The sequence below is a fragment of the Streptococcus sp. k-90 genome (genome assembly GCF_013277565.1).
GTDB lineage: Bacteria > Bacillota > Bacilli > Lactobacillales > Streptococcaceae > Streptococcus.
Map to the genome: position 1 here is coordinate 47201 of NZ_VMNE01000003.1, position 11396 is coordinate 58596.

Below are 11396 nucleotides of genomic sequence, written 5' to 3' on the forward strand. Positions count from 1 at the left end.
TCATAAATGCAACCTTTTTTCCATCCTTTTCAATTTTATAGTTGCTTAGTTTTAAACAAAAGCTATGATATATAGTACTGATTTTAAACAAGGAGCATTAGATTACATCAAAGAGGGACACCGCCATGTCGAAGCAGCTAAAATTTTTGATGTTGGCGACAGAACTCTCTTCACATGGGAAAAGAAAGACGTGAACAAGGATATTTAGAGCGGAAAAAGCGAGTCGTCAAAAAGCGAAAGATTCCTTTAGAGGAATTGAAAGCCTTTGTAGAGGCTCATCCAGACGCTTTTTTACGGGGAATTGCGGCATATTTTGATTGTGCTATTCCTTCAGTATGGGCAGCTTTAAAGCAGATTAAGGTCACTTTAAAAAAGACGACTAGCTTTAAAGAACAAGATCCAGAGAAAGTTGCTGAGTTTCTTGATATTTTGAATAGCCTAAAAGATTTACCAATCGTATATATTGATGAAACGGGAATCGACAGCTACCTCTATCGTCCTTATGCACGAGCTTCTAGAGGGGAGAAAGTCTATGAAAAGATTAGCGGACGGCGTTTTGAGCAGACTTCAATTGTTGCAGGATAAGTAGATTGAGACTTTATAGCTCCCATGATTTACAAGGGAAGTATGACGAGCGATTTCTTTGTGGAGTGGTTCAAAACGCAACTCCTGCTTGCTTTGAAGACACCTCATGTCATTGTCATGGACAATGCTAGTTTTCATCCTAAGAACATCTTGGATGAACTGTGCATCCAAGATAGACACTTTTTCTTACCTCTACCACCTTATTCACCAAATTTGAATCCTATTGAGCAAGCTTGGGCTATCTTGAAAAAGAAAGTGACCGATTTATTAAGGGAAGTTCCAAATATTTTTGAATGCTTAGAGTGCTTTTTTAAAACTACATAACTATAAAAGTAAAAAAGCTTTAAATCAAGCAGTTTAGACTATTGATTTAAAGCTTTTTTCTTATTCCAAATCTTTTGTTAAACCTCACCAAAACCAGCCTTCATTATCGTCAATTGCTTGGGCTTCTTTGCGTTTGCGTGGGCCTGTTCCGTACATTTCTGCTTCGATTTCTTCCTTGGTTGGCATGATAGAAGCTAGGATGATATAGATAATCACCCCAAGTCCAAAGTTTGCAACTGTAAAAATGGCAAACAGAAAACGAACAAGGGTAACATCAAAGTTCCACTTATCTGACAGACCTGCCAGAACTCCTGAAATCATGCGATTTCTTCTCATTTTATAAAATTTACTGTTCATGGTATTACCTCTTTCTACTAGGTTGGACATAGTATAGCACGGATAGGCTCGGCTTTCATCAGTCCTCAGGCTGATTTATCAGTAGCAATTTACCTCGACAAAATCCACAGCGGTAGCGTTTGGTATCAATTCTTCGCTTACGCTGATAGGTTTGCTGGCAGGATTGGCAACGATAGAGATTGATAGGCTTGGCGTTACTATTGGACAAGGAAGGAACAAAGCGTAATCCATCCACTGCTTTCAACAGTTCCTTAAAATCCCGATCCTTGTGTTGATAACCCTTCCCTTGAAAGTAGAGGTGATAATGACAGAGTTCATGTCGGACAATTTTCCTAAAAACATCCAAACCCAGTTCCTGATAAACCTTGGGATTAAAATCCAAATGCCCATCTTTTGGGAAAAATCGCCCACCTGTAGAACGCAGACGAGAATTCCACTGGGCTTGATGGATAAAAGGTCTCCCGAAGTCTTCTAGCGAAACTTGCTTGACGTACTCAGTCAGATTCATTTGGAGCGAGGAACGACAGATTGACTTTTTCACGTTCAGTATCAATTTTCTTAACCCAAACGGTTACCAAATCTCCGACAGATACCACTTGACTAGGGTGTTTGATAAACTTCCGACTCATATGGGAAATATGAATCAATCCGTCCTCGTGAATCCCGATATCAACGAAGGCACCGAAGTCAACGACGTTACGAACCACACCTTCTAGCTTCTGACCAACCACTAAATCCTTGATATCTAGGACATCTTGGCGAAGCACAGGTGCGTCAAAGGAATCACGGAAATCTCGACCTGGTTTGAGAAGGTCTGCAATGATATCTTTAAGAGTTTCTGGGCCAAGGTCTAGCTCTTGCGCCATTTCCTTGACTGAAAGCGACTTGAGTTTGCTTTGAGCTTCTTCATTCAGATCCTTGATGTCTAAGCGTTTGAAGAGTTCCTTAACGGCAGCGTAATTTTCTGGGTGAACTCCTGTATTATCAAGAATATTGCTACTTTCAGGGATACGAAGGAAACCAGCTGCCTGCTCAAAGGCCTTAGCCCCCAAACGAGGAACTTTCAGAATTTGAGCGCGTGAAGTGATTTTTCCTTCTTCCTCACGATATTTGACGATATTTTCAGAAATGGTTTTATTGAGTCCAGCAACGTGGGAAAGAAGAGCTGGACTGGCCGTATTGATGTTGACACCAACTTGGTTAACCACCGTATCCACGACAAAGTCCAAACTTTCAGACAATTTTTTCTGGCTGACATCGTGCTGGTATTGGCCAACACCAATTGACTTAGGATCGATTTTGACCAATTCCGCAAGAGGATCTTGCAAACGACGGGCGATAGAAATAGCTGAGCGTTTTTCGACGGTTAAGTCTGGAAACTCCTGACGAGCAAGTTCACTGGCAGAGTAGACCGAAGCACCACTTTCATTGACAATAACATAGCTGACTTCAGGGAAATCTTTCAGAACTTCCGCTACAAAAGCTTCACTTTCACGACTGGCCGTTCCGTTTCCGATAGCAATAATTTCCACGCCGTATTGACCAATCAAGTCTACCAAATCTTTCTTGGCTTCTTCTATTTGACGAGCTGATGCTGGTTTGACAGGGTAAATAACCTGAGTTGTCAGCATTTTTCCTGTTGCATCAACGACAGCTAGCTTGGCACCTGTACGAAAGGCTGGGTCAAATCCTAGAACCACGCGCCCTTTTAGAGGAGCAACCAAGAGAAGATTGCGCAGGTTGTCAGAAAAGAGCTGGATAGCTCCTTCTTCCGCTTTCTCAGTTAATTCTGTCCGAATACGACGCTCGATAGCAGGCAAGACTTTTTTCTTAACAGATTGCTGAACCACTTCATCAATATAAGCATTTTTCACCTTGAAACGAGCTGCAAAGAAGGCAAGAATGCGGTCCGTCGCATGTTCAAAACCGACCTTCAAGACACCTAGCTTCTCCCCACGATTGAGAGCCAAGGTACGATAACTCTGCATAGTTCCAACCGTCTCTGAAAAATCATAATAAATCTGAAAAGCTTGTTTTTCATCAAGACTTTCATCCTTGACTTGGGAAGTGAGTTTAGAGTGTCTCAGCACTTCCTGATAAGTCATAGCACGTAAATTTACATCTTCCGATAAGGCTTCGACCAAGATATCAACTGCACCAGACAAGGCTTCTTTACCTGTCGCAAATCCTTCACAGACAAACTTTTCAGCCTCTTTTTCTAAATCCGCTACATTCTGCAAAATCAAGCGAGCAAGTGGGAAGAGTCCGGCTTCACGGGCAATGGTTGCCTTGGTTCGACGTTTTTCCTTGTACGGAAGGTAGAGTTCTTCTACGTCTGCTAATTTTTCGGCAGCTAAGATAGCTTCCTCCAATTCCTTGGTCAACTTGCCTTGTTCTTGAATCTTAGCTAAAACAGCTTCCTTACGGTCGTTGAGATTTGTCAGACTTTTATCCAAGTCGATAATGGCCTTAATCGCCACCTCATCCAGACTACCAGTCATATCCTTGCGATAACGCGCGATGAAGGGAATAGTCGCCCCTTCAGCTGTCAAACTTAGAACGGTATCAATTTGTTTTAAACTCACTCCCAAATCCTGGGAGATTTTTTCATATTTTTTATCCATAAATCTATTATACCACAAGCTAGAAGGCTTTCTCCAATCCTTTTCAACTATCGAAAACAAATTAAAAAACGCCCTTTTCCTCAAAATAATAGTATAATAGAGGTAGAATTTAGAATCGAGGTACACCTATGGCTGTAAAATTTACAAAAACGGACGACTTAGACAAGATGTTTGAAGAGTTTGCTAAACTCCCTGATTTGAAACAAGTTACTTTCCCTGATGACAAAGAGAAAAAAGCTAAAGCAGGAAAGAAAAACTAGATGACTGCTTTTCAAGAACTCCCATCTAGTGTGCTTCAGACTGGGGCGATTTTTCTCTCTATAATCATTGAAGCACTTCCCTTTGTTCTGATAGGAAGTATAGTTTCAGGGCTGATTGAGGTTTATATCACACCTGACAAGGTTTATCATTTTCTCCCTCGAAATCGTTGGGGGAGAATCTTTTTTGGCACCTTCATCGGGATACTTTTTCCCTCTTGTGAATGTGGAATCGTCCCCATCATCAATCGTTTTCTGGAAAAGAAGGTTCCCAGTTACACGGCCGTTCCTTTTCTTGTGACAGCACCTGTTATCAATCCCATTGTTCTCTTTGCGACCTATTCTGCCTTCGGCAACTCCTTCCATGTCGCTCTGTTACGAGCTCTTGGTTCCATTCTTGTAGCTGTGATACTTGGGATTTTTCTGGGATTTTTCTGGCAAGAACCGATTCAAAAAGAAAATCGTATGACCTGCCATGAGCATGATTTTTCTCACTTGAGCCCTGCAAAAAAAGTTTTTCAGGTCTTTGTGCAAGCCATTAATGAGTTTTTTGATACGGGGCGTTATTTAGTATTTGGCTGTCTCTTTGCTTCTGTGATACAAGTTTACGTTCCGACTCGGATTCTGACCTCTATCAGTGCGACCCCTCTTTTTGCCATCCTGCTCTTGATGCTTTTGGCTTTTCTTCTTTCGCTCTGTAGTGAGGCAGATGCCTTTATCGGAGCTTCTCTTCTCTCAAGTTTCGGCTTGGCACCAGTTCTGGCCTTTCTCGTAATTGGCCCAATGCTGGATATTAAAAATATTCTCATGATGAAAAATTACTTGAAAGCACGATTTATCAGTCACTTCATTACGATTGTAACTCTTGCCGTCTTAGTCTATTCTCTCTTGATTGGAGTCATCCTATGATGCGATTTTTAGTTTTAGCTGGCTATTTTGAACTGACCATTTATCTCCATCTGTCAGGCAAATTAAACCAGTACATCAACATGCACTATTCCTATCTAGCCTATATCTCCATGGTGCTATCCTTTATCTTAGCAATCGTTCAATTGTATATCTGGATGAAGCAAGTTAAAACCCATGGTCATCTGAACAGCCGATTGGCGAAGGTGACGAGTATTGCTCTTTTGGCCATTCCAATTGTTGTCGGCTTAACTTTCCCAACTGTTAGCTTGGATTCTCAGACCGTTTCTGCCAAAGGCTATCATTTCCCCTTATCGGAAGGAACGGATCAAGCCATTCAGACCAGCGAAGGAACGACAAGCCAATATTTGAAACCTGATACCAGTTCTTATTTCTCAAAAACAGCCTATGAAAAAGAGATGCGAACTGCAGCAGATAAATACTTGTCCCAAGATAGCATTCAAATCACTAATGAAAATTATATGGAAGTCATGGAGGCTATCTACGACTACCCAGATGAGTTTGAGGGTAAGACGGTCCAATTCACAGGCTTTGTCTATAATGACCCCAGTCATGCCAATAGCCAATTTCTATTCCGCTTCGGCATTATCCATTGTATCGCAGATTCTGGTGTATATGGCTTACTGACCAAGGGAAATACCCGTCAGTATGAGAACAACACCTGGATAACGGCCAAAGGAAAACTGGTCAATCACTACCATAAAGAACTCAAGCAAAACCTCCCAACCTTGGAAATCGATAGTTTTACCAAAGTTGATAAACCAGAAAATCCCTATGTTTATCGCGTATTTTAAAAAACGAGATAAAAACATAAAAAACAAAACGAACAAGTTCTCTTCTGAATGACAGAAAAAGAGCCTGTTCGTTTTTTGTTGAGTCTAGGTAGACTTTGATTCTATATTAATTATCACTATTCAATCACTACCTCATAAAGAAGAATAAGAGAACCACTCATTAATCATACTAGCGATTTCTTTAGGTGCTTCAGTATAAAGCTCATGGCCAAAGTTCTCTAGAAGAATAGTATCAAAATAGTCTGGCAATTCTTTTAGGGCTTCCTCTCTCCATGTAGCTTCATTAGGATAGCGAGGACTAATAAACAAGGTATCTCCCACTTCTCTCTTAAAAGCTTGGATTTTCCTCCGTAGGCGGAGGATCGCTTCTATATTTTCATAATTTATAGCCAACTCATATCTATTATACTTCGCATTCCAGTGATAGGACTGTCTTACAGCTTCCTCCATATTTTCTGACCAATACTTTGCTTCGGATTTTTCTTTAGAAATAAGAAGATTTAAGTCCGAAATAACTTGAGATTTGATATAGTTTTTAGTTTCCTCTAACTCTGTATCTAAAGGTAAACTCTTATCTAAATCTAGATAGCCACCATCCAAAAGAATCAGTTTTGTCACTTCATAAAATTCCGATGCGAGATAACGAGCCAAATCTCCTCCAAGAGAATGACCTATCAGACAGATAGATTCTTCCTCTACAATCTCATTTTTAAACCATGATTTCAAATCTAATTCGCTTTGAAAAAATCTTTCATATGGATTCAGAAAACAGATCTGCAAATCTAGTTCTTGAAGAAAATCCTTGCTATGATAGACATTGCTTCCCAAACCGCCAATAAAATATATTTTCATTCTCTACTTAATACTATGCTTGTTCATCTTTTGTTCAAAGATAGTTGTGATAATCTGACGCAATTCTTCGCGTTCTTTTTCTGGAATCTCACCACTTGTTTGAGCTACAGCGTAGAGTTCAGGGTGTTCAATTGAAATGCGTTTAATCGTACGTGTTGTAGCATGTTTTCTGACGAAAAACGGAATGCGCTTAATCAAGTCTTGTGGTACTAGCGCAAGAATCTTCTCAGCAGTTTCCTTGTCACTAATCTTAGACGTCGTCAGCCCCTTCTTAATCATTTCCTGTTCTTTTTCTGTAAAATCTTTTAATTCCATTCGATTAGTCCTCCTATTTTCTTTAAGTTAAATTATATACCAATTGTAGCAAGACGACAAATAGTCTGTTTGTAAAATGCTCTCTATACTACAATTTTCCTGTCACTCTTAATTGCTCTTTAATGAAAAATCACAAATCCTTTTGGAGAGATGACAAGCTGATTCTCTAATTCTTGGCAATTGCTTGCTAGTGCTACTGCTTCTTTCTCTACAATACAATCTTCTGTTGATTGGTTAAAGATAGCTTTAAGGAACTGTCCTTCATATTTCCACTCCAAGGCAACTACATCTTGTTTGATTTTTTTTAGGCTATACTTGCCATGCTGAATGGTTGCTGACGCATGTTTGCGAACCTTGATTAGCTTCTTCATAAAGTTCAGCATATCATTGTCACTTGATACTCGTTCCCAAGGCATACAACGACGACAATCTGGATCTGGTCCTCCGGTCAAGGCAAGCTCGGTTCCGTAGTAGATACATGGTGTTCCTTTTTGTAAAAAGAGAAAGGCTAGGGCTGATTTGACAAGTTGAACGTCTTCATTGGCCGTCCACAAGATTCGTTCTGTATCATGCGAATCTAGAAGATTAAACATCACTTCTGAAATCTGCTGCTTGTAATACATAGATTGGCCATTGATTTCATCGATGAACTGGTCTGTCTTCTTAATTCCTCGTAAGAAATACTCTTTGATACTATCAGATAAAGGATAATTCATGACCGCATGGAACTCATCTCCATTTAGCCAAGGCTGAGACGTATGCCAGACTTCTCCTAAAATATAAAGATCAGGTTTTTTAGCTAAAACTGCTTTTCGAAAATCCTTCCAAAACAGATGATCAATCTCATTAGCCACATCCAAACGCCAAGCATCAATATCAAACTCTTCAATCCAATAAGTCGCAACCTTTAAAAGAGAGTCCTTGACCTCTTGATTGGCTGTATTTAGCTTAGGCATATAGTCCTCGAAACCAAAAGCATGATAGGGTAACTCTCTCTTATTGGCTAGCTTTTCAGTTGTCACTGGGAATTGTTGAATATGGAACCAATCCCTATAAGCAGATTGCTCACCATTTTTGACAACATCTTGCCATTGAGGAGATTGCGAACCAATATGATTAAATACAGCATCCAGCATGATTTTCATACCTCGCTGATGAGCTTGCTCGACCAGCTCTCGAAAGGTCTCCTTGTTCCCAAAATGACGGTCAATTTCAAAGTAATCTGTCGTATTGTACTTATGATTGCTCGTGGATTCAAAGATAGGACAAAGATAAAGTCCAGTAATACCCAAGTCTTGCAAGTAATCCAGATTGTCAATAATCCCCTGTAAATCACCACCAAAGAAATCATCACTCTGAGGTGTGATAGATGAATCCCAGCCTAAAGTCCCTTCTGGGTTTAATAGAGCATTTCCATTAGCAAATCTCTCAGGAAATATCTGATACCACACCGTATTTGAAACCCAGTCAGGTACATAACAAGCATCAATCTCATGTATATACGGAATTTTAAAGCCATTTCCTTCGTAATGAAGATTCTCTAGCGTGTTTTCTACACATCCCTTATCGCCATACAAAATACTTTGACCTTCTGTATCCGTGACTTCAAAGAGATACTGGATACGTGCAAAGTCAACGGACACTTCAACCTGCCAATAATCAAAGATGGCATCAGAAGTGATCTTGACCATTTTCTTTGTATCTTGATAAAACTCCTCCATAAAAATAAAAGGATCCCCATAATGCAAGTTGATGCTTTCAATGTCCCCTTTCTTAGTTCGAATCCGAATATGGAGTTTCTTATTCTTGTAAAGATAGGCATACTCCGACTCAGGTCTATGGTAAATAGCACTTAATTCCATCAATTTGTCTCCTAATTTACTTGATTGCATTTGCGACGCAAACGTTTTCACAATTGTTAATCTAGTATACTACTTTCGTATTTTATTTGCAAGGTTTGTCCATAGTTTCGAATGGTTTGATTCTATAAATAAAAAAGCAGCCAGTCTTACAACTTGCTACTTTCCAAATGATGATTTACAAATGTCTTTCCAGCCACTCAATTTTTTTAAAATCCTTATTGTTATTGTGCTCATTTCGATAAGAATCTTGGGAAGAAGCCTTGTAAATACTTAAAAACTGTTCTAGATTTGGAATGCGAAAAGTGATGTTTTCGAGATGAATCAGCTCTATATCCGATTCCGAAACTCCTGCAAAATCAGGTAAAGAATCGATACTTCCATACTCAACACTCAGACCATCTTTTTGGAATTCATGCTCATGAATATCTATTAAGGCATAATTTAAGTGTTTCATCACTTTCATTATCTTGTCCCACTCATAAATTCTGAGATGATCGGGTGCTTCCCAACCTCTAGGATCACCAGGCACATGAATGTCAATGTCAGACGGCCTCCATTCTTCATTTGAACGGTATTCAAAACCTAAGGACCCCATGAGAGTCGGTGTGATTCCGATTTGGTTTAAATGAGAACAAATTGTTCGAAATTCATCAAATAGAGAATTCATTCCTCCTCCAATCGTTGATATAGAATTTAATTTCGTTGTGAATAATAAACTAATTTTTACCTTCTACTCTTTCGGTTTTGAAAATACTTCTACTCGCTGAGCTAGGACTTTAATTTCTACAGGTAGGTTATCCGATTTATCGCCGTCAACATCTGACTCTAATTCACTATCTGAAAAGATCTTAATATTACGCGCTCTGATATACTCAATATTATCATTACCCACAACATCTCCTTTTAGTAAATCAGGAATGACGGATAATTTGGAGAATAGAGACGCATCTTTCAGAATCAAAATGTTGGCATAGCCATCCTTATTTTCTTCAAAGATTTTCTTATCAGCGAAGTAATTTGTCAAAAGAACCAAAACATGGCTCGCTTCACCAACATAATTTCCATTTTCTGTCTCAACCTTAATGTTAAAGACCTGATCCGTCATGACAGACTTCATGGTATTTACAGCATAGGCTAAAATACCGAATTTTGTCTTATCCTCGATTTCAACATTGTGAATCGCCTCAGGAAGAGAACCGATACTAAAGATATAACCAAAATAATTGTCATTCGCTTTACCGATATCAATCTTATTGGTTAAGTTGAAATCCAGTTCATCAATTGCGCCATCGATAGCTTGATTGATTTCCAATAGTTTTGTAATGAGGTTACCCGTACCGCCTGGGATAATACCCAACTTAGGAACGTAGTCTCTCTCAGCAATACCCGAAATGACTTCGTTGACAGTCCCATCTCCACCAAACACAACCACTGCATCGTACTGCTCACTAGAAGCTTCCTCAGCAAAATGTGTTGCATCCAGCGCTTTTTCGGTAATTTTGGTTTCCACGTGCTCAAAGTATTCTTTTGCTTTATTTTCCAGCTTATCTTTGTAATCCAAAGCCTTCTCGCCACCAGAAGTAGGGTTGATAATTAGCATTGCCTTTTTCATTGATTTTCTCCTTAATATTTGTTAGAAATCTTTATATCTCATTATATGAAACTAAATGTACCCCTATTATACAATGAAAATATAGAAAAGAGAAATCTGACGTACTGGAGATTAATACGCTTTTATTCTATTTTCCCATCTAATGACTACATCCTTTAAGGGGTCATCTAAGTAAGAAAAGGCTTTTTCCTTGATCAAATCAGAGATACCGTAAGCTGCCAGTGAGATGGCATTTCTACTTACAATACTCGTTTACTTTATCAGCATATTCGGTCAAAAGATTCTTTGAATAAATTTTTTCATTACTTGAATTTCTAACTTCTTTCCAAAGAATAGAAGCTACTTTTAACTTGTTTGAGTAATTGCGACTATTTTCGTCTGCACAGAAATCCTTTAAAAATTGATTCCATTGACAAACTGAATGATCATACTTGGCATAATCTGAATTTCCATAATAAACTTTTAGCATATCTTGGATTGTAAAATTCAAATCGTGTTCCTTTTTTACTTTTCTCCAAGCAGTCGCCATATCAGCAGTAAATTTAAACGGTGAAACCTCTGTTAAAGTTGCGAAATATTCTCTAAAGTGTGAGTTAAAGGAGAATCCACATTCAAGTAAGGGTGTGTCCAAGGTGACGACTTCTACTTGTTTCTTTTTCCTTTTTATTGATGATTTTTTAATCAAATTCCCCTTAAAGTACTGCTCAATAATATGATTGAGTTCTTGTTTAGTACCTCTATATTCAAGTCCTAACGACTTGCATATGTCTGAAAGTTCATCCCGATACCAATAGTATTTATTGAACTCATAAAAGGATGTAATTTTATTAAAATCAGGTCCGTTTTCTATCAATATTTTACCTCCTTAAAACCAATTTAGGTTGTCA

12 protein-coding genes and 1 pseudogene are annotated in these 11396 nt (G+C 38.8%); 4 read left to right on the forward strand and 9 right to left on the reverse strand.

Going from position 1 to position 11396, the window contains the following annotated elements:
- Positions 1-64: 64 nt before the first annotated feature.
- Positions 65-909 (forward strand): annotated as a pseudogene (locus HT734_RS09385) (IS630 family transposase).
- A gap of 84 nt (positions 910-993) precedes the next feature.
- On the opposite strand, the gene HT734_RS01030 reads toward HT734_RS09385, so the two are convergent.
- Genes HT734_RS01030 through HT734_RS01040 form a run of 3 tightly spaced genes read right to left on the reverse strand, consistent with a single transcriptional unit; the run spans position 994 to position 3890 of the window.
- Positions 994-1266: a PspC domain-containing protein gene (locus tag HT734_RS01030; protein WP_001085044.1), complete on the reverse strand. Its 273-nt coding sequence runs from the start codon at positions 1264-1266 to the stop codon at positions 994-996.
- A gap of 58 nt (positions 1267-1324) precedes the next feature.
- Positions 1325-1774 carry a SprT family protein gene (locus tag HT734_RS01035; RefSeq protein WP_173278417.1) on the reverse strand — a complete coding sequence of 150 codons (450 nt, stop codon included), beginning with the start codon at positions 1772-1774 and terminating at the stop codon, positions 1325-1327.
- Positions 1761-3890 carry a Tex family protein gene (locus HT734_RS01040; protein ID WP_173278419.1) on the reverse strand — a complete coding sequence of 710 codons (2130 nt, stop codon included), beginning with the start codon at positions 3888-3890 and terminating at the stop codon, positions 1761-1763. Before HT734_RS01040 ends, HT734_RS01035 begins: the two co-directional genes overlap by 14 nt.
- A gap of 128 nt (positions 3891-4018) precedes the next feature.
- Here HT734_RS01040 and HT734_RS09580 point away from each other — a divergent pair, with 128 nt between their 5' ends.
- Genes HT734_RS09580 through HT734_RS01050 form a run of 3 tightly spaced genes read left to right on the forward strand, consistent with a single transcriptional unit; the run spans position 4019 to position 5868 of the window.
- Positions 4019-4150, forward strand: a complete 132-nt coding sequence (locus tag HT734_RS09580) for an SPJ_0845 family protein (RefSeq protein ID WP_275690313.1) — start codon at positions 4019-4021, stop codon at positions 4148-4150.
- Positions 4151-5056, forward strand: coding sequence for a permease (locus HT734_RS01045; protein ID WP_173278421.1), 906 nt, complete (start codon positions 4151-4153; stop codon positions 5054-5056).
- Positions 5053-5868 carry a TIGR03943 family protein gene (locus HT734_RS01050; RefSeq protein WP_173278423.1) on the forward strand — a complete coding sequence of 272 codons (816 nt, stop codon included), beginning with the start codon at positions 5053-5055 and terminating at the stop codon, positions 5866-5868. The genes HT734_RS01045 and HT734_RS01050 overlap by 4 nt, the downstream gene beginning before the upstream one ends.
- 132 nt (positions 5869-6000) lie before the next feature.
- Here the strand turns inward: HT734_RS01050 and HT734_RS01055 are convergent, their stop codons facing one another.
- From HT734_RS01055 to HT734_RS01080, 6 genes are all read right to left on the reverse strand, one after another.
- Positions 6001-6720 (reverse strand): alpha/beta hydrolase, encoded by a 720-nt coding sequence (locus HT734_RS01055; protein ID WP_173278425.1) that lies wholly within the window; start codon positions 6718-6720, stop codon positions 6001-6003.
- Positions 6721-6723: 3 nt separating this feature from the next.
- Positions 6724-7035 carry a hypothetical protein gene (locus tag HT734_RS01060; protein ID WP_000420558.1) on the reverse strand — a complete coding sequence of 104 codons (312 nt, stop codon included), beginning with the start codon at positions 7033-7035 and terminating at the stop codon, positions 6724-6726.
- Between the two features lie 119 nt (positions 7036-7154).
- On the reverse strand, positions 7155-8897 hold the full coding sequence (locus HT734_RS01065) for a glycoside hydrolase family 13 protein (protein ID WP_173278427.1): 1743 nt from the start codon (positions 8895-8897) through the stop codon (positions 7155-7157).
- A gap of 175 nt (positions 8898-9072) precedes the next feature.
- Positions 9073-9564 carry a phosphoribosylanthranilate isomerase gene (locus tag HT734_RS01070; protein WP_173278429.1) on the reverse strand — a complete coding sequence of 164 codons (492 nt, stop codon included), beginning with the start codon at positions 9562-9564 and terminating at the stop codon, positions 9073-9075.
- 63 nt (positions 9565-9627) lie between these two features.
- Positions 9628-10509: a diacylglycerol kinase family protein gene (locus HT734_RS01075; RefSeq protein WP_173278431.1), complete on the reverse strand. Its 882-nt coding sequence runs from the start codon at positions 10507-10509 to the stop codon at positions 9628-9630.
- 235 nt (positions 10510-10744) lie between these two features.
- On the reverse strand, positions 10745-11362 hold the full coding sequence (locus tag HT734_RS01080) for an SAP domain-containing protein (RefSeq protein WP_173278433.1): 618 nt from the start codon (positions 11360-11362) through the stop codon (positions 10745-10747).
- Positions 11363-11396: the final 34 nt, after the last annotated feature.